Source organism: Mordavella massiliensis, from assembly GCF_016902415.1.
Taxonomy (GTDB): domain Bacteria; phylum Bacillota; class Clostridia; order Lachnospirales; family Lachnospiraceae; genus Merdimonas; species Merdimonas faecigallinarum.
Genome location: NZ_JACJLV010000018.1, coordinates 1 through 19,425 on the forward strand (window position 1 = coordinate 1; position 19,425 = coordinate 19,425).

Genomic DNA, 19,425 nt, shown 5'->3' on the forward strand with positions numbered 1-19,425 from the left:
GCAATATAGGAATCAGAAGCATTTATGGGAAAAAGAAGAAAGAAATAAAGTTCTTTTTGAATCGAATTCTATATTTTTCTTCTTGACGAATAACACCTTTTTAGAGGAAATTCAGGGGATAACAGCAGAGAAGGCGTTTGCTAATCCATTACAAAAGAGTTTTTTAAAGAAAATGGAAAGTATCAAAGAAATATCTACAAAAATAGAACTTATTTTTTCTGGTGAAAATGCGCATTGTTTGGCGAAATTTGTATATTCATATCAGGATCTTTTGCATTCCTTATATCAGTATAAGATAATATTGGAAAAGCTGCAGGAGCATTCTGATCAGTTCCATGTGACTCTTGAAGAAGCACAAAGAAAGATACCCGAGCAGGAATACAGAGATAGAGTGTGGAAAGTAATGGATGATTTGGAAGCCTTATTTGTAGATATAGATTCAAATGATATGATGATAAAATTGGAAGACCAAATTAGACTTACAACAATGAATAAGTAGTGTGCAGGAAGACTAAAGCCTCCTGCACTTTTTATTTTAAAGGTTCTGCCGGATGATCCTCGTAATGATTCCGAGCGCCACATTACGTTCAGAGTCTATATGGGTAACGACAAAAGAAACTTCATCCTTTTTCCCCACAGTCCGGCTGTCATAGCAGGTATGAGCAATGGCATTGACACCAATCTGAAGCCTGACAAATACTGTCCCGTTATGGATATCTTCAACTGTGCCGGCATATTTTCCCTGTACCTTACAAAGTGCCAGATTTGCCTTGCTGGTATCCCCTTCTACACTTTTTACATCTGCCCGGACGGAAATGTGCTCCGGATCTTCTGCTTTTACTTCCTGAATCCGGACAAGGATATGATCCCCGACGTGAAAACGCTCTCTGGCATCACCCAGCCAGTCAAATGACAGATCCCTTGCGGGAATGGATGTCTCCACGCCGAATATCTCCGCGCGGACAACCTTTTCCGCAACAGAGATCACCCGGGCCTGCACCACCCGATCCGGATAGACTTTCGGAGTCCCGGATGAATCCTGATCAAAATAGAAGATCTGCCGTTTCTTGAGCATGGCATCTTTCCGGCTTGCGACAATGCTTCGTTCTTTACTGTCCAGACCTTTGATGATGAAGTCGATTTCGCAGCCAAGCATTGTGTTTACGATCTTATTCTGCCGCAGAGACAGCTCTCCGTAATTGTGTGTCTCATCTTCGACCAGATTGATCATCATTTCGGTTATAGGGATGACAACACGGAAATTTTTGTAGTAAACGATTGTGATTGTAGCTCCGCCCTCCAGCTTTTCAATTCCGCCAAGCATCCCGGTCAGTATCCGGCGGGTGCGGTAGGCGTTGGTTATCTCGTGCCATATCAGATCTTCTTTAGATTTTTGTGTTTCAATTGCAGCGTCACTTTCCAGAGTTAAAATATTGTTCATTTCATTTGGCATAGTTTGTATCCTTTCTTTAAGACATAATTGAATTTTTATCTATGGGTGTCAGAAAATCATCCTCTTCAGAAAGCAGGTCATCAAACTCTGTTTCTTGAGAAAAATCGGAGTCCATCTCCTGCACATTCATATCATCTGAAGGTACAGGAGGAAGGTCCGGGCGCTTCTTTTTCCGGCCGGGGCGTTTTGGCTTTGGTACAGACGGAGCATAGTCGGTTTCTTCCGTCTGCAGCTCCCGCCATTTGGGAATATGACTGGCAGCTTTCCGTTTCACCAGCTTCTTTGATTCGGGATGCCTGGTATAATCATATTTCTTAGCTTTCAGCACTTTCTGCCCTCGCAGGATAATGAGTTCTTCATCCAGAGACAGCCTCAGCACCTCATCAGGAGTCAGTACGGCTCTCTTTCCGATAGACTCCGTACGGCGATATTCCGGAGTGTAATCAGAAACACGCCAGCTATTGAGCTGTTTAGCCTCCGAAGAAACATTGACGGAGGCAATGCCCGTGCGCTCGGATATAAAAGTAGCAGTAATTGGATCTGTACAGCCTAAAAAGACTGTGGAATCGCAATTTCCTAAAATTTCCTGCCATGCATTATACGGATAGCGGTTTTGCATCTGGGGCAGGTTTTGGAAGATACAGCTAATGCTGATGCGGCGGCTGCGGATCACAGAGATCTTTGTCTGAAGATCCAGGATTGTTCCGGAAGCCGCGCCCAGTTCATCTGCAAGGATATGGACCGGCACAGGAAGCTGCCCGTCTTCGCCGTGGATATCTGCATAGCGCACTAATTTGATGAAAATAAAGGATAAAAAAAGTGAGGACAGGAAATCAAAACTATGATCCTGATCGCTCACAATACAAAAATAAGCGCATTTTTTCTGGCCGGGCAGTGTAAGGTCGATCTCATCATACGAAGTGATCTGCCGGATAATTTTGCTTTGGAAGATCTGGAGTCGTGATCCAAGACCGATGATTACGCCGCTTCGCACAGTTTCGGATGCCTGCTTATAAATACAGTATGGCACCTTTGCCGGATGACTGACTGGAAGGAGGTCAAATAGAGCATTCAGCTCCTTTTCGGAACTCATAGTCAGAAGTTTGTATACCTGCCCGATATTTTTTGCTTCAGGCGGATAGCCTTGCTCCACATAAAGGATCAGCGCCTTTAAAAGATTGAGCTCCGCGTTATCCCAGAATCGATCCCCTTTGCCGGTTCCGGTATTCTGGATGACCACATCTGCAAATATCTGTGCCATTGTTTCAGAACCATCAATTTCCATAAGACAGTTCCAACTGTCAGAGTTTTCAGGGCTTACCAGGTTAAAGACTTTTACGATATAGCCCTTGTTTTCCAGATAGACTGCAAGATCCTCATAAAGTTCAGATTTTGGATCGGTGCATATCAGGCTTTCTCCGCGGGCAACGCACTGAAAGGCTGCATTTCGTACATAGGCGCGGGATTTCATTGATCCGGATGCGCCGTATACCGCAACATTGCGGTTCATTCTGGTTTCTTCCGGAAGACAGACTGCTTTGTTCCCGAGCCTGCCGAGAATCTGTCCTTTCGTATGCCTTACATTGTCAACAAGTTCCAGAACCTGGTGCATCTCCTGCGGTGTCATAAAGCCGGAGGTGCCATAGGTCCCCTTATTGGAATAGCTTAGATTCCGTTCTCGGTCTGATACGCCTCCGTTTCTGTCAAGGCCCATCCGCATAAGCAGGAAGGCCAGCAGAGCAAAGGCTGCCAGACAAATAAAAATCCCATACAGATTGTACGGGAAGTCAGTTAAGGCTGCGAAACATTCTGTCGGAGCGATGGAGGGAAGAAGGGGATTTGTGCCATCCCCTGCGAAATGCCCTTCCCGTTCCCAGAGCTGATAGTTGCGTATAAACTGAGCGACATATCCTCCGGCATAAAGAGTGCAGCCGATAATTGGCAGAAGAAAAATTGATTTCCACCATTTATGGTCCATGTAAAAAACCCCTTTTAAACTTCAGAAGGTCAATACTGGAATACTGGAGGTCTTCTCCCAGGAAAGCCTTCAGTACAGGAAGTTGAAAGTCGAAGGCGATGAGAACACCGCGACGGCCAAACAGCTTTAATGCAGTATTGAATTTGTTGATGCGCAGCATGTCAAAATCATACGCAAACAGCACAACATCTTTTTCAGAAGTAAGGGCATCATGCTCAATGGCAAGCTGCCGATCCGGCGGCAGCAAGTCTGATCTGAGCAGTTGATTTAATCTTTTCTGGAGCAGAGGGCTGCACAATACTTTTAACAGCAGCTCTCCCTCCGGTGTGTTAGGAACATAGTGAAAGTGCTCATAGGAAGTGTCCAATGAGAAGAAGGCTTTCTTGTGACCGCCCGTGCTGGTCAACAGTCGGTACGCCATGTCCATATCCCGGCCCAGCATAATCGCTCGGACCTTTGGAATGCCGGGATAGGGATTCCCGGATAAATACTGTTGCAAAAATGCGTTGACGCGAATTTCTGTCCGATATTCCCATTTCATCAGGGCGTTTCCGGTATTATAGATTGCAAAGATGCATTCTGACGTGAGCACGATTCCCATGCACCGTGAATTACGGATTTTTGTTGTATCATCTCCCAGTCGTTTGATTTCTCTTGCGGAATAGAACAATGGATAGCTTCGCACATTCCAGATACCGGCTTTATAGCCGGGGAAAAACAGATCCGGCTTCTCATCAGGAAAAACAGGGATTCCCGCATGAAACAATGTAAGATATCCTTCTGCCCTGAGATGGAGCCGGAGACGCCGACTTTTTTCTGACCGGATCTGATTTGTGTCTGCATTACCGGTGAGATACAGGGCGAAGCGCTTTGGAGCTTCCTGTAAGAGATACTCCTTGGAGCGCTTAGTGAGACGGTATCCCCTCAGTTTATCCCGGTAGTGAACCCGCAGCAATTTTTCCGATTTAAGCTGAGTAATTACTTTTTCAGCATAGGATGAACTGGGGATCAGCCGATATAACTGATCAGCCGGGAACTCTCCGCAAAGTGCCGTCAGCTCCAGAAGATGATAACGTGTTGAGTCTTTTAGAATAAGCATCACTCCTAAAAAATACCCATCAGACTCCCGACTTGGGTAAATCCGGCGGGCTGACATCAAGCAGCGAAGCAGAAAAATCAGCGGTTATCTGGCATAATTACCTATGTCGGTAAAAAATCGGCTGAAATCAGGAAATTTCCGACAAGTCAGATATCTGCTCTTTCATACTCCGAAGCCATGCGGGAAATACGGATTTCTCCATAATGTTGACAGAAGTATAGTCCTCATTCCCTAATTCCGTTGTATGGTAGGAGTCGCAGTAAAGCCCGCTGTCATCCTTTAGAACAAACGGTGAAATAGTATCCAGGATCTGTTTAAATTCCATATTGTCGTAGTCACGAATACGTCTAAGGGGCAGTTTGCGGTCATATACTTGGATAAAGCAAACGACACAGTTTACAAAAACGGGAACCGGATGCTCAGCAAGGTAAGACTTGAGGCTATAGTACAGAGGATCGTTAATGTAACCTATGTTTGTGCGTACTTTCCGCTTAGGAAGCAGCCCGGGCAGGCGAATGGTCAGGATACTGCCGTCCGTATCAAACTGGATTCCCTGAACTTTGGCAGCACGATCCATATATTCCGGCTTTGGAAGAATATCTGTGGCAAAAATGATATTCCTTAGCTGACAGGCCAGCCGTTCTGCCCGCAGTGCAGCGTCGGTACTGAGTTCTTCATAATTGGCCGGATATTTTCGGATGTCGGTCATTTTCATTGCAAAAACTGTGTTTTTGAGCTTATCCATTCCATCCTCAATTGTCTCTATCCGCTGTAGAAGTTCTGTAGAGTCTATGAGTGATCTCCTCCTTTCTGGTAGTAGCTGACCGTTCCATCTGATGCCACCGTACAGAAAGCAAGTACATGGGGAATATGAAGTTCCCGAGCCTGATCTGGAGTCGAAACAATAACCAACCGGTTCGCATCGGTCTTCTGTTTGGCAAGAATACGGTTTAAAAGGAATTCTTTCCCTTCTGGAACATAAATGATCTCATATTCCTCTGCATTGGAGAAAAAATTAATCGTAACGGGAAATTCTCCGCTGGTGTGATACACGACTGCCTTCTCAAAGTCCAGCATAACCCAGTATGCTGCAATAATCCCAGCATTGGCTTCGTCAGCAGCTTCCGGACGATCTAAAAGCAGATTCTTGTCAGGATCGTAGTAAATACGCCCCTGTTTCAAAAGATTTTGAATCAGGTGACTTATTGTATCCGGCTTTTTGCGGAAACTGCGGATAACCTGTTCATAGGTCAATGCATGATAAGTGGTGATAATGTGCAGGAGGGAAGCACCTTCCTGGCTGTAGATTTCTTCTCTCGTCTTCATTTCTGAATCTCCTTGTTATTCTGTCTGTACGTGCAGATACACGTAATCAGTACGTGATACTCTGCACGTATTGTTCACGTACAAGTCTACGTGTAAGATTGGCAGTTTTCGGGATAGTCAGTGGTTTACATGTACAAAAAAAGCACCTTCTACGGGTGCTGATAAAATGTGAAAACTATAAGCATGACTATTGTAGCACTGCCGGATTACCCCTTCAATCGCATCTCTGTGCCAATGTACTGCCATCTTGTGACGTTCCCTCTTCGGGGAAAAACTGCTCCAGCAGATGAATGGTTTCTTTGGCAGTAAATCCCCATAAGATCGCACTGAGCGCTTCTATGGCAGCGTGCCGTCTCCGGTAAAAGGTGCGGTAAGAAAGCCTGTCTATATGCGGCGCAAGCCGGTCTATGATCTCGTCGGTATTCCTCAGCTCCTGCGGGGAGAGGAAGGAGTAGTAGAGAATCCAGTAGTATTGCTCCCCGTATTTATGATTGCTCCTCAGCAGATCAACAGCAGAGTCAAGGAGTTTGAGCATTTTGTTACTCCTCTCGATACTTTTTGCCCGCTCTTCGATATCCGAGCCGTTCAAATCCGCCCCTGCAGCATAGATGGAATCCAGAAAATGATCTATGGATGTTCCATAGTCAATCTGGAATTGCGTTTCAAGCTGGTGAACCACCACCTTCAGACTGTATGTGGCGTCGCGATAGTGCTTTAAAAACTGATAGGTATTATGGAATCTTGGATCTTCATTTTGGGCGATATGATTTTTCTTTGTTCTAGGCATGGGCGGAGCCTCCTTTCAATGCTACAGCAGGAATCTCGGCGAACAGTGTGGGTGGATCTTCCTGCGGTGTCATGGATAGTTCAAACCGATAGGCCATGTTCCCATAGGGGCAGATAATTTCAAGACTATAGATACTGTTTACCCCTCCCCTGCTGTCTGATAACCGAGATAATTGGTAACGGGCTTTCCTGCACTGACAGCATGGGAGCCCCTGTGTTTGCAGTAAATCTGCCATTTTTCCAACGACGTAACGAATCACCGGTTTTGGAACGCTATCGGATTCATCTGAAATGCTGATCTGCTCTGTAATGTCTGGTTCTGAAACGCTATCCGGATCATCCGGCACCTGAATGGGAAGGCTTAAGGCAAGCGCAACCTCTTCTTTGTCAATGAGGACATCACTGATGGAGAACATAGTAGACAGATAGTTGTTCAAGTAAATGATGCTGCCGTGTGAGCCGGTAAAAGGAATTAAGGTCAGCAGATCTAACGAATCCAGTTTTTTCAGGATACGGCAGACTGTTGCCCGTGATCGGCCCCAGCGCTCTGCAAGTTCAGTATAATTTGTTATCGGACTTCCGGTATGATTCCGAAAATATACCACCGGCCCCAGATCCGATCCCTGCACCTGAACATCGTTGTAGACAGCGTGTATCCAGAGATCCAGCAGGATATCCATTTCAGAGCATTTTCCAATACTGATCAGTTCATGGACTTTGGTAATCGGAAAGAAATAGAATCCGCTGTCTTTCTGGCAGGGATAACTGTATCCAAGAATCGTATTTTCTGTTTTCCAGTCCAGGATTGAGAACTTGACCAGCCGATTTTTACCGAGGATGGAATAGGAAACATAATGTTGTTCTTCCAGAAATTGCAACACTGAGATTACCTGGTGATGGAAGCGGAAACGAAATGCTTCCTGTAATTCTGTAATGGGGCAGATCCATTCACCTGCCTGCAGAGTATATGACATACCTTCAAGTCTTCTTCTGGACATTCGGTAATTCGCATATGAGCAGAGAACGATATAATAAAAAAGATAGGAGCCTCCGTTGGTACGGATGTTCCTATCTTCCATAAGATTTCGGATAAATGACCGGTAGATCCGGCAACGTGGATAATCCACAAGCTGTTTGATTTCTAATTGATATTTCATATGTTTAGTCCTCCAAATGGATTGATATGTAATGTAAATATTAAAAGTTTCAAAACAACGTAGACGAAAGGCAGACTTATAGCTTATAATGAGTGCGTAACTTGTAGGTGCAGAAAATCAGCAGTAAAATGGCAGAGGTCGGACTTTTAAAATACCTTAGTTGGCACGACTGCTCGGTTTGAATTTAGTGGAATAGGGTGGAAATAAGGTGGACACATTTAAAATTCCCCAGAGTTTTAGCGGGTTCCGAGGATTTTTTTGCTGGTCTGCAACACCTCGATTCACCGGTTCAAATCCGGTCTGCGCCTCTAAAAAAGCCTGAAGACAATTCGTCTTCAGGCTTTTTTCTTCAGGCTTTTTCGTTACATTTCCAGGTTTAGGTGATCTTCCGTCCGACTTTTGTCAGCCGGAGCACATATACGCATACAAAGGAGACGGCTGTGATCGTAAGGATCAGTCCGGGAACCGCGATCCACGCCGACAGATCCCAGGGTTCCATGTATTTCTTATAATTATCCAGAAACAGGATGTGGATCAGATAGATCCCAAAGGAGAGTCCGCCAAAGAGGTCGATGACCTGGCGGGCTTTTTCTTTTGGCTGGAAATGTCCGTCCTTTACGCGCAGCACATACAGGAAAAAGGCGGCACCGGACAGGATGACGGAGGGCATGGCGTAGGTAAGTGCCCCTTCGTAGTGGTCCTGCTCCAGAACGGTCACGCCGTAAGTTACGCCAAACGACACGGCCATACCGGCAAAGCAGAGAAAAGCCGTCCATTTCTGGCTGATGCGGATCTCATCTCTGTATTTGTAAATGTAATATCCGAGATAGAGATAGTAGGCGTAGACCCGGTCGCCGATCAGCGGCAGGTCATAGTAAAGCTCCGCGCCAAAGAGCCAGAGGATATAGTTGATGAGAACCGCCGCGGTGGCGATGATCAGAAAAGCCTTCTCAAACTGCCGGCTCATGTTGCGGCACAGCACCTGCAGAAACGGCAGGGTCAGGTAAATGGGGATCATGGCGTACAGATACCACAGATGGGCCTCCGCAGGCACGTAAAAGATCTCCCGTAAGTCAAAATCTGATTTCATATAAAAGGTGTTCCAAAGATAATAGATCACGCTCCAGACTACCAGGGCCAGGAAGAAGCGCCGGAGCCGTTTCCAGTGTTTGGAAAGCGGTTCGTCCCGTCCGAGAAGCAGGGCGCCCGAGATCATAAAGAAGCAGGGCACGCTCACCCGGGCAAAGGTATCGATGACCAGGGAAAACAGGTATTCTCCGTCTGAGATCTGGCCGTAAGCCCGGCAGAAATAGTTGCTTACATGTATGGCAATGACCAGGACGAACGACGCCATCCGGATCAGTTCAAGATTATAGTCTTTTGTCCGCATAACAATCTCCCTCTACATTTTTTCACAGCAAGACAATCATGGCACGGATCGCGCGTTTCGTCAAGAATCAAAATTGGAAATTGCCAGGGCTGCTTTTGCGCATTTTCATGCATAAGAGGGAGCGCTTTCAGACATGCTATGAAAAACAGATCCGGGCGACAGGAAGTAAAGGAGAGAAAAGAGCGGGAAATATGGGAAATAGATACGAAAATTTACAGGATATGGGAAAAGAAGAAATGCGCCTGACCGTGTCGGAGGCGGTGCGAAACCGGGAATATCAGGTCTGGTATCAGCCCCAGGTGGACATGGGGACTGGGGAGATCTTTGGCGCGGAGGCTCTGGTGCGCTGGCGGCATCCCCAAAAAGGCCTGCTTTTGCCGGGGAATTTTATTCCTGCCCTGGAAAAGAACGGGCTGATGCCGCTTCTGGACCGGGAGGTGCTGCGGATCGTCCGCCGGGACGCCGGGGAGGCAAAAAAGGCCGGGATCCCGGCCGGCCCGATCTCTGTCAACCTTTCCACATTCTGCGCAGGAACGAAAGGTCTGGCCGGGGAGGAAGACCTGTTATTTGAAATCACGGAAACGGCAAAGGAAGAAGAGGAAAACCGGGAGATCTGGAGATTTGCGAAACAGCTCAGGGAAGAAGGCTTCCGGATCGCCATGGATGACTATGGAATGGGCAGATCCACCCTGAAAATGCTCTGCCAGGTCCCTTTTGACATCCTGAAGCTGGACCGGTATTTTATCAGCCGCATTGGCGAAGAAAAAGGAGAAACGATCCTGAAGTCCACCATTGCCTTGGCAAAGGACCTGGGCATGGAGATTGTAGCAGAAGGTCTGGAAAGCAGGGAGCAGATCGCATTTCTTCTGCGGCATGGCTGCAGGCTGGGACAGGGGTATTATTATGCAAGACCGCTGGAAAAAGACCGGTATTTTCAGTTCCGGGCAGAAGGAAAACGGCTGCCGGAGGGACGACGATGAGGAAGCTGTATCAGAGGCTGGTACTCCTTTATCTGATCTCGGCCTTGCTGTTTGTCCTGCTTTTTGCGGTAAGCCTGTATCTTCGCGGCAGAAAGGAAAATGGATACTATCTGTATCAGCTTCTGGGGGCAGTGGACAGCAATCTGGAGGAGGCGGCCGGGGAGTATGAAGAGGAGGTCCGGCACCTTTCCGGGGAATATACTACCTATGCCCGGGAAGTTGCCTATATCCTTGCCAGGGAAGAGCGGATGGCACAGGCAGACGGACTGGAAACGCTGCGGGAACTGATGGATGTGGGCGCGATCTCTCTTCTCGATGAAAAGGGAGAAGTGGTGGCGACCACAGAGGAAAGCCTTCAGGGAAGCCGGGTGGATCCGGAGTGCATGGACGGCGAAGGAAAGACATGCGTGCAGGTGGATGAGCCGGATTTCTGGGACAGGCCGGCATATTTCTATGTGGTTGCGCCCATGGAAAATGTGGAGGGTGGATCATTTGCCGGGGTGCGGATCGACGTGGACATTGAAAGCAGCAGACTGACCAGCGGGGCAGAACGGGTCCGGGACACTTTAAAACGGGCCACCACAGAGTACGATACCAGTATCCTGGCTGCGGGAAAGGCCAGAGGCCTGATCATCGGGATTACGGAAAATAACCGGCAGGAAATAGAGTTTGAGCAGGTGCAGGAAGGAAATGAGATGGTGGAGTTTATGGATGCTCTGCCGGAAGGGGAGCCCGTGGTGCTCAAGATCAACGGGGAGTGGCAAAGCGTGGTGGTGCGGGAGCGTCATGACATGTACCTGGCCGCCTTTACCGCCATGGACCAGGTGGCGGCAGATATGCGGACCACACTGGTTGCCGGCCTGTGCGCCGTGGCTGTGATCAGCGGCCTTACCATTTTTATGGTACGCGTGTTTGTGCGGAAATATTTATTCGACCATTTCCGGCAGATCCAGACGGGGATCTATGACGTGCTGGAAGGCAAGAGAAATCTGGCGGAAGAGGACAGCGAGATCCCGGAACTGAAACCCCTGGCGGAGATGATCTTCCGGCTGGAGCGGGAATATATGGAGAAAGCCGAAGGGCTGACGCGGATGGAGGGGGAACTTTCCGCCGCAAAAAACGAAGCGGACTACGACCGCCTGACCGGGCTCTATAACCGGAACGGCTTTGAGCAAAGGGCAGAGAACTATCTGCAGAGCGGCCGGGCGGAGGGGGCGCTTCTATTGTTTGATCTGGATGATTTTAAAAAGGTCAATGACCGGGAAGGACACCCGGCGGGAGATCAGGTGCTGATCACCTTTGCCCGGTGTCTTACGGACACCTTCCGGAAAGAAGATGTGATCGCACGCCTGGGAGGGGATGAATTTGTCGTGCTGCTTCCGGGCCGGATCTCAAAGGACATCCTGGAAGAGAAGTTCCGCGCGCTTTTTGACAGGGTCCATGAAACCTTTGGCGACAGAGAGGAGGCGCGCCGGGTGTCCGTCAGCGCTGGGGCGGTCCTGGCGGACGATACCGTCCGGGAGTATGAAGATCTCTATGCCTGCGCCGATACCGCTCTCTATATCGCGAAAGATCTGGGGAAGGCTCGCTATTATATCAACGACAAAAAGATCCGGTGTATGCGCCGGGAGTGTATCGGCTGCAGGGAAGACTGTCCAAGGAGCAGGATCCTGAAAGGAGAAAGGAAGTGACGCGTATGGAAAGGCAGGTCTATGTGATCATGCCGGCGTTTCAGCCGGAGGCGGGACTGGCGGAACGGGTCCGGGAACTCGGGCAAGAGATCCGCGTCCGGATCCTTGTGATCGACGACGGATCCGGACCGGAATACGAAGAAATCTTTGCGGAAGCAGAAACCATCGAAGGCTGTCTGGTTCTTCGCCATGAAAGCAATCAGGGGAAAGGGCGGGCGCTGAAGACCGGGTTTTCCTTTGTCCGTTCCAGGCTTTCCGGGGCAGAAGAAGAGAGGGCCGGACGCCGGACGCTGATCCTCTGCGTAGACTGCGACGGCCAGCACTATGCGCCGGACGGCCTGCGGCTTCTTAAGAAGGCGGCCGGATATCCGGGCAGTCTGGTTCTGGGAGTGCGATCGTTTTCCGAAGATCATGTGCCGCTCCGGTCCAGGGCAGGGAACCGGGCGGCGTCCTGGATCCTTCAGAAAAGGACGGGAATCCGGATCCATGATACCCAGACCGGTTTCCGGGCCTTTGACAGCAGCCTGCTGGAACTGATGTGTCAGGTGCCGGGGGAGAGATTTGGTTACGAGACAGAGGTGCTGTTTGCCTGTGCCAGAAAGAAGATCCCGGTACTGACCGAAGAGATCCGCACCATTTACATCGATCACAATGCAGGCTCTCATTTCCGGCCGGTGCGGGACAGTCTGCAGGTATTATCGGCATTTTTGCGGGGCGGGAAACAATGAACGATAAAAAGAAAAATCGCATTTTCCTGGCCGCCATCATAAGTTCCGGAATTTATCTGTTCTGGCGGATCTTTTTTACTCTGCCCTGGCAGGAAGGCGTCGTTTCTGTAGCCGCGGGATGCGCCCTTGTTCTGGCGGAGACGGTGACCCTGTCCGGCACAGCGGAACTGATGATCAGCCGGATGCGCGCCCCGGCCTTCGAGATCCCGTTTCCGGAGAAGACAGAGCCGGAAAGATTTCCCCACGTGGACGTGCTGATCGCGACCCACAACGAACCGGAGGAACTTTTGTACAAAACCGTAAATGCCTGCACCTTTCTGGAGTACCCGGACCCGGCAAAAGTCCACATTTACGTGTGTGACGACGGCGGGCGCGAAAATGTCCGAAGAATGGCGGAGCATCTGGGGGCTGGCTATATCGGCATGAAGGAAAATCCCCATGCCAAATCCGGCAATTACAATCATGCGCTGGCGAAGACCTCTTCTCCACTGGTGGCAACTTTTGATGCGGACATGATCCCCCGGCGGACCTTTCTTATGCGGACCGTGCCGTATTTTCTGATCCCGGAATGGAAACTGGGCCTTTTGCAGACGCCCCAGAGTTTTTACAATCAGGATCTTTTTCAGTTTAATCTGTACGCGGAAAAAGGAATCCCCAATGAGCAGGATTTTTTCTCCCGGGAGATCAATCTTTTGCGAAATGCGACGAACACTGCGGCGTACACCGGCAGCAACACGGTGATCCTGCGGGAAGCCCTGGAGGAGATCGGAGGATTTCCTTACGGGACGGTGACGGAGGACTTTGAAACCAGCCTGCGGCTCCAGAAAGCGGGGTACCGCACGTATGCGTCTGCAGAGGTGCTGGCTGCCGGGCTGTCCACGACCACCGCAGGAAGCATGATCCGGCAGCGGATCCGCTGGGCCAGGGGCGTGATCCAGAGCATTCAGAATACCAATGCGATCTTTACGGGGAAGCTGCCGCTTCCAGCGCGGATCTCTTATCTCAATGCCTGGCTGTACTGGTGGTCCTTTCTGTGCCGGCTGATCTTTCTGCTGTCGCCGGTGTTGTTTGCGCTGTTTGATATTCAGCTGGTAGAATGCGGATTCTGGGAGCTTTTGTTGTTCTGGCTTCCGTCCCATCTGTTATCCCGGCTTGCCATGGAGTATCTCAGCACCAATATCCGGAGCGCCAGGTGGAGCCACATCATAGATACGATCCTGGCGCCTTACCTGGCAGGACCGGTGCTGCTGGAATCCATCGGGATCCACAGAAAGCAGTTTCAGGTGACAGACAAGAACAGGCGGCGGGAAAAGACGGCTTCCGGCCGGTATTTGATCCCCCACGGCATTCTGATCCTTCTGACGGCTGCGGCGATCCTCCGCTTTGCAAAGGGGAAATACGGAATGGCACTTTTCTATAGCAGTGTGATCCTTTACTGGTTGGGCTACAACCTGGTCCTGCTGTTGTACGCTGTATTCTTTATGCTAGGGCGGGAGTCCAGGCGGATCTCGGACCGGATCGGGGCAAAGGAGAAGGCGCAGATAATCTGGGGCGGGCGATCCTATCCGGCGATGACAGAAGATGTCTCGGAAGAGGGGATCGCACTTCGGTCTGCCGGTCCGGGATGGGAGAAAGAAGAACCGGGGGTAGAAAAAGAAGGACCGGGGGCGGCCCTGACCCTTCAAAAAGGGGATGCCTTTGAGATCGTGGTAACGACAGAATATTACCGCGCAAAGCTTCGGGCTGTCTGTGTCTACAGGGGAAAGGAAAAGATTACGGCAACAGTAGAGGCGGCGGATGAAGAAAATTACCGGAACTGGCTGCAGATCATCCATGACAGGGAACATTCCCTGCCAAGAGAACTGGATCCGTGGATGACCATCTATGACGAGATCAGCCAGAATGTTCTGGCGCGGTGGAAGAAGAGGTGAGTGTGAAAATGACGGGAATACTGCTGGCGTTTTCCCTGTGGGGATCCATTTTTGCAGTATGCAGGCTTGGAAAGATCCGGTTCTGGTTTGCTCCGGTTGTGGCAATATCCGGGATCGGCCTCTTTCTTTTTGCAGGAGCCTTAGCTGGAAAACTGCCCCTTTTTGCAGACCTTGCACTGGCCACGGGGCTTGCGGGATCTGGATATTTTGCAGGATGCCTGGCTAGGAAAAAGATTGCATTTCCAGGGTGGACGCTGCCCGGCGTCTGTATTGGCGCGCTGGCTGGGATCTTTTGCCTCCTTACCCTGCGCCTTAAGCTGACCCATTATGACAATTTTTCGCACTGGGCGCTGATCGTAAAATATCTGCTGCTTGTGGAAGCACTGCCGGGAGCGGAGACCACGATGATCCCGTTCCGGGATTATCCTCCGGGCGTCAGTCTCATCATCTATTATATCTGCCGTTACGCGGGACATTCCCAGGGAATGATGCTGTTAGCCCAGAACGGCGTGCTGTTTGCCTGCTTCTTTGCCCTGGCCGGTATTGTGGAAGAAAAACGGAGATTTCTGCTGTACTCGCTTCTGGGAGCGGGATGCGCCATGCTTTTTTATCTGAACCTGACGATCCGCATCAACAACCTGCTGGTGGATTTTCTGCTGCCGCTCCTTGCGCTTGCATCCATGGCATATTCTTGCCGGGAGCGGGAGAAGTTCCGCCTGTGTCTGGGGCAGAGCCTTTTGCTTGGGTTTACCGGCATCGTGAAGGGCACCGGGCTCTTTTTTGCCGGCGTGGCCGGTGTGTATGCCTGCTGGCGGCTGGTGCAGAAGGAAAGAGAAAAAGGCGCGCGAAAATCAGCAGCGTCGGTATCAGTCGCACCAATATCGGCAGCGCTGGCGGCCGTGCTGGTACTGGCAGTTTCTCTGGCTGCGCCCTTTTTGTTGTGGCAGGATCATGTCCGGACAGACCTGGCCGGGTTTGAAGGGAAATTTCAGATCATCGGGGATGCGAAGGAAGAGGCGGGTGAAGATTTGTATGGGCAGATCACCGGGGATTTTATCCGGGCGGCCATCCATCCGGCAGACCGGGCCTTTCAGGCTTTTGTGTTTTGCTCTGCTTTGACAGCCGGGGCGTCCCTTTATGCCAGAATCCGGCTGAAGCGAAAATGGAAACTTTTGCGGGTCTATTTTCTGGGAGTCCTGATGCTGGCGGCTTATTACGGAGGCATGCTGTATCTGTATCTTTTTACCATGCTGGAAGAAGAGGCCGTGCGCCTGGCGGGATTTTCCCGGTATGCCTGCAGCGGGATGGCGCTGTTTGCGGGAATGCTGCTGTTGTGTCTGGTAAAGGATGTGGAGAATTCGTTTGCCGTAGACATTGATGAGAGAGGAGCATACCGGGCGTACTCGTCGCCCGGGGCAAAACGGCGGTATCAGAACGCGGTTCTTGTCACATTTCTTCTGGGGGTGAATTTTTTCTATTCGGAATGCAGCGGACTCGAAGTGATCCGGGACGGATATGAGGAAACTCTGCCCGGGAGAGTGCAGGCTCTGACAGGAGATGCGTGGCCGGCCCGGGGGAAAGAAGACCCGGAGCGGTACCTGATCCTGGCATCAGATGCGGAGGGGCAGGTGTCCAGCGGGGAAATGCGATACGTTTTCCGGTACTTTCTGTGGGCAGAAGATGTGGAAGTGCGGGATATCCGGGAACCGGAAGCCTGGGAAGCAGAGATCCGGGAAGGGAAATATGACCGGATATTCTGGATGCCCGGGGAACCTTAGTGCGGTTCCCCGACACCGATGAAAGAATTGCGGTGGATGATTGCTCTCCGGCCTTGATGAAAGAATTGCGGTGGGTTATGGTTCCCCGGCGCCGATGACGGTGCCCGGGCGGAATTTTGCGTGCAGTTTTCGCAGCAGATTTTCATGCATCCATATCATCAGCCCCAGGATCACCAGCAGATAGAAGGGCAGAAGAGAGGCACTGATGTGGTTGGCGATCAGGCCGAATACCGGAGGCATCAGGCAGCTGCCCACATAAGCGGAGGCCATCTGTACGCCGATCATGGCCTGGGACCGGTCTGCGCCAAAGTGCTCCGGTGTGGAGTGAATGATGGACGGATAAATGGGGGCACAGCCAAGGCCGGTCAGGATCAGCCCCAGCAGGGAAGCCTGTGCGCCCAGAGGCAAAAACATACAAAGAATGCCGGCGGCGATGCCGCATTGCCCCAGACGGATCATCTGGGTATCGTTGAACTTGAGGGTCAGAAATCCGCTGAGCGCTCTGCCGGCAGTGATTCCCACATAAAAGAGGCTGGCAAATCCGGCCGCTGTCTCGGCGGCAAGGCCCTGGCGAAGCACCAGGTAGCTGCTGGCCCACAGCCCTGCAGTCTGCTCCAGCGCACAGTAGCAGAAAAATGTAACAATCACTTCCTTTGCCCCGGGGATGCGTAAGATCTCCGGAAGAGAAAGAGCGCGGGATCGTGAGGAAGGTTCCTTGCCGGAGCCGTCTCCAACCGTGTTTTTGACTGCGGTTTCGTTTGTATCCGCGTCTGGGGCTACAATTTTGCCGTGATTTTCAGCCGCGTCTGTCTTTGCGGCTTTTGTCCAGATGGGAAGGCTGATAAAAAGAATCGCAGTCAGAGCCGCCTGCAGGATGGCAATGTACTGGTATCCGCTGCCCCAGGCGTGCCCGCCGGTCAGCGCAAACCCCATAATGTACGGCCCGGCGGAAGCGCCGACACCCCACATACAGTGGAGCCAGCTCATGTGCCGGCTCGCGTAGTGGAGAGCTACATAGTTATTCAGAGCGGCATCCACACTGCCGGCGCCCAGCCCGTAGGGAACCGCCCACAGGCACAGCGCCAGAAACGAGTGGCTGACTGAGAAACCAAAGAGCGCCACAGCAGTCAGAAGAACACTGACAGCCGTCACCCGTCCGGGGCCAAAACGCTTTGTCAGCCGGTCACTTTGCAGACTGGAAAAAATCGTGCCGCAGGAAATAATCATAGAAATAATACCCGCAAACGAGACCGGAACACCAAATTCCGGGTACATCACAGGCCAGGCCGAACCCAGAAGCGAATCCGGGAGGCCAAGACTGATAAAAGCAAGATAAATAATACCCAATAACAAATGAAACATCTTGTCATCCTCCGAAAAAATCAAAGTCATAGCAATGTCAATACCACAAAACAGAATACTGCCAAATGGCGGGGAAAGCAAGAAGTTTTTCTTGTTTTTCGGCTGGTTTCGTGGTAGATTTATCCTATCTAAGACGGCAGGCAATTCGCCTCATCTGAAAGCCGTCAGAGAATCTGGTAGTTCTAATGCCTCGTTTTCAGAGGTAACAATCAACTGCTTGTAACCCAAAGACAATTTCGTTATAATGAAGAAAGGAAGAAGCCTATGAAAAATGAACTGGCCAGAGAACTTTCTCTGGCGGAAGGAAAGCACCAGTACGACAACCAGGTGAAACGGGTCCTTTCCAATAAGATCATCCTGGCATGGATTTACTATGACATCCGGTTTTCTGCTTATCTTGAAACCCGGAAGGAACGGATCCGGCTGCTGATCAATGTGAAAGCACAGAAAGCGTTTTATCCCGGATATTCTCTTACCACAAGAGGCATATTTTATGGAGCGCGGATGATCTCAGCCCAGAAAGGAATAGAATTTGCCGGCAGGGATTACGATAACATCCGTAAGGTATACAGTATCTGGATCTGCATGAATGCACCGGACTATATCGGAAATGCAATTTCTAAGTACCGGATCTGTAAAGAGGATCTGATCCCGGGGATACCGGATCAGAGGAACACATATGATAAGATGACGGTGGTGACGGTCTGTCTGAATCCGAAGTCCGGGAAGGGGAATCCATTGACCCGGATGCTGGGATTGCTTCTGTCACCAAAGATCAAGGGAAAAGTAAAGATACAACAACTGAAAGAAGAATTTGCGATACCAATGGAAAGTAAATCCATGGGAGAGAAGTTGAACCAGATGTGCAATCTAAGTGATTATGTAGAAGAATTAGGCATACAAAAAGGCTTGGAGCGAGGTCTCGAGCAGGGCCTTGAGCAGGGAAAAGAGCAACTTTTACGATTACAGATTGAAAAGAAGCTGGCAAAAGGCCTGTCGCCAGCAGAGATTGCGGAGGCTCTGGAGGAAGAGGAAGAGACGATCCGCAGAATGATTGGAGACCGGGCGGTCTGACGATACTGTCAATAGAGCCGTGGCCGTGAAGTAATCCGGCAAAAAGTAAGGATAGAAGAGGGGCAGAACGAGAAAGTTCTGTCCCTTTTTTCTATACAGGGTACACCCTAAAATTCAATTTGGTACAGGGCAAAATGCAAATGGGGACGTAGACCTTTGCAAAAGGTCTACGTCCCCATTAACAGTTTGTTCACAAATACTTTCGCATGTTCTTCGTCCAGGCTGTCCGGGTGCGTCAGGGCTTCGTCGAAGTTGCGGATGAACATATCCATCTGCGCGGCGTTTTCTTCTGTCCGCATGGCCTCGTATTTCTGGCGCACTTTTCTTGGCATTTTCCCCTGGCAGATGAAAGCGCCCAGGTACTGGTTGTCGTCTTCAATCCAGGCGCTTGCGTTTTTTTCAATGGCCTGATAATAATCCGGGGAATTTCCCATACCGCAGGTGGCAAAAAGTGCGATGTTTTTGCCGCTGAGGCTGCTTAGGATGTCGCTGACGGCCATGCTGCAGGATCCCCGGTGAACGCAGAACCCGATGAAATACGTCTGGGCCTCGGGGATCTCTTTTGCGGCGTCCAGGTCGATGAGATCTTTGGAATTACCCGGGAGATGGGCAAAGATGGTGGCAGCTATTTTTTTGGTGTTGCCGGTTTCGCTTTGATATAAAACCAGATAATCTAACATATGAAAACATCC

Annotated in this window: 17 protein-coding genes; 7 read left to right on the forward strand and 10 right to left on the reverse strand. The window is 50.3% G+C overall.

Annotation, left to right across the window (positions count from 1 at the left end):
* Window positions 1-499: hypothetical protein (locus H6A13_RS06765; RefSeq protein WP_204908856.1), on the forward strand; the 499-nt coding region annotated here is incomplete at its 5' end.
* A gap of 36 nt (window positions 500-535) precedes the next feature.
* Here the strand turns inward: H6A13_RS06765 and H6A13_RS06770 are convergent.
* The 8 genes from H6A13_RS06770 to H6A13_RS06805 form a co-directional block, all read right to left on the reverse strand.
* The gene (locus H6A13_RS06770; RefSeq protein ID WP_204908857.1) at window positions 536-1,453 is read right to left on the reverse strand and encodes a S1 RNA-binding domain-containing protein; all 918 of its coding nucleotides are present in this window, start codon (window positions 1,451-1,453) and stop codon (window positions 536-538) included.
* 16 nt (window positions 1,454-1,469) lie between these two features.
* Entirely contained in the window at window positions 1,470-3,431 is a 1,962-nt protein-coding gene (locus tag H6A13_RS06775; RefSeq protein WP_204908858.1) for a VirD4-like conjugal transfer protein, CD1115 family, read from the reverse strand.
* On the reverse strand, window positions 3,421-4,530 hold the full coding sequence (locus H6A13_RS06780; protein WP_204908859.1) for a hypothetical protein: 1,110 nt from the start codon (window positions 4,528-4,530) through the stop codon (window positions 3,421-3,423). Before H6A13_RS06780 ends, H6A13_RS06775 begins: the two co-directional genes overlap by 11 nt.
* A 127-nt stretch (window positions 4,531-4,657) precedes the next feature.
* Window positions 4,658-5,380, reverse strand: a complete 723-nt coding sequence (locus H6A13_RS06785; RefSeq protein WP_275952150.1) for a DUF6100 family protein — start codon at window positions 5,378-5,380, stop codon at window positions 4,658-4,660.
* The gene (locus H6A13_RS06790; protein WP_204908860.1) at window positions 5,320-5,856 is read right to left on the reverse strand and encodes a DUF5697 family protein; all 537 of its coding nucleotides are present in this window, start codon (window positions 5,854-5,856) and stop codon (window positions 5,320-5,322) included. The genes H6A13_RS06785 and H6A13_RS06790 overlap by 61 nt, the downstream gene beginning before the upstream one ends.
* A gap of 214 nt (window positions 5,857-6,070) precedes the next feature.
* Entirely contained in the window at window positions 6,071-6,643 is a 573-nt protein-coding gene (locus H6A13_RS06795) for a hypothetical protein (protein WP_204908861.1), read from the reverse strand.
* The gene (locus H6A13_RS06800) at window positions 6,636-7,799 is read right to left on the reverse strand and encodes a MarR family transcriptional regulator (protein WP_204908862.1); all 1,164 of its coding nucleotides are present in this window, start codon (window positions 7,797-7,799) and stop codon (window positions 6,636-6,638) included. The genes H6A13_RS06795 and H6A13_RS06800 overlap by 8 nt, the downstream gene beginning before the upstream one ends.
* A 376-nt stretch (window positions 7,800-8,175) precedes the next feature.
* Window positions 8,176-9,189: an acyltransferase gene (locus H6A13_RS06805; protein ID WP_204908863.1), complete on the reverse strand. Its 1,014-nt coding sequence runs from the start codon at window positions 9,187-9,189 to the stop codon at window positions 8,176-8,178.
* Window positions 9,190-9,380: 191 nt separating this feature from the next.
* Between H6A13_RS06805 and H6A13_RS06810 the strand changes: the two genes are divergently transcribed.
* Genes H6A13_RS06810 through H6A13_RS06830 form a run of 5 tightly spaced genes read left to right on the forward strand, consistent with a single transcriptional unit; the run spans window position 9,381 to window position 16,297 of the window.
* Complete coding sequence (locus H6A13_RS06810) at window positions 9,381-10,169, forward strand: EAL domain-containing protein (protein ID WP_204908864.1); 789 nt, start codon at window positions 9,381-9,383, stop codon at window positions 10,167-10,169.
* Window positions 10,166-11,860 (forward strand): GGDEF domain-containing protein, encoded by a 1,695-nt coding sequence (locus tag H6A13_RS13405; RefSeq protein ID WP_275553017.1) that lies wholly within the window; start codon window positions 10,166-10,168, stop codon window positions 11,858-11,860. Before H6A13_RS06810 ends, H6A13_RS13405 begins: the two co-directional genes overlap by 4 nt.
* Before the next feature lie 5 nt (window positions 11,861-11,865).
* Entirely contained in the window at window positions 11,866-12,588 is a 723-nt protein-coding gene (locus H6A13_RS06820; RefSeq protein ID WP_204908865.1) for a glycosyltransferase family 2 protein, read from the forward strand.
* Window positions 12,585-14,519: a glycosyltransferase family 2 protein gene (locus H6A13_RS06825; RefSeq protein WP_204908866.1), complete on the forward strand. Its 1,935-nt coding sequence runs from the start codon at window positions 12,585-12,587 to the stop codon at window positions 14,517-14,519. The genes H6A13_RS06820 and H6A13_RS06825 overlap by 4 nt, the downstream gene beginning before the upstream one ends.
* 8 nt (window positions 14,520-14,527) lie before the next feature.
* Window positions 14,528-16,297 (forward strand): hypothetical protein, encoded by a 1,770-nt coding sequence (locus H6A13_RS06830; RefSeq protein ID WP_204908867.1) that lies wholly within the window; start codon window positions 14,528-14,530, stop codon window positions 16,295-16,297.
* 75 nt (window positions 16,298-16,372) lie between these two features.
* Here H6A13_RS06830 and H6A13_RS06835 read toward each other — a convergent pair whose 3' ends face one another.
* The gene (locus H6A13_RS06835; RefSeq protein ID WP_204908868.1) at window positions 16,373-17,659 is read right to left on the reverse strand and encodes an MFS transporter; all 1,287 of its coding nucleotides are present in this window, start codon (window positions 17,657-17,659) and stop codon (window positions 16,373-16,375) included.
* A gap of 264 nt (window positions 17,660-17,923) precedes the next feature.
* Between H6A13_RS06835 and H6A13_RS06840 the strand changes: the two genes are divergently transcribed.
* On the forward strand, window positions 17,924-18,733 hold the full coding sequence (locus tag H6A13_RS06840) for a hypothetical protein (RefSeq protein ID WP_204908869.1): 810 nt from the start codon (window positions 17,924-17,926) through the stop codon (window positions 18,731-18,733).
* Window positions 18,734-18,900: 167 nt separating this feature from the next.
* Here the strand turns inward: H6A13_RS06840 and bilS are convergent, their stop codons facing one another.
* Window positions 18,901-19,413 carry a flavodoxin family protein BilS gene (gene bilS, locus H6A13_RS06845; protein WP_204908870.1) on the reverse strand — a complete coding sequence of 171 codons (513 nt, stop codon included), beginning with the start codon at window positions 19,411-19,413 and terminating at the stop codon, window positions 18,901-18,903.
* Window positions 19,414-19,425 lie beyond the last annotated feature (12 nt).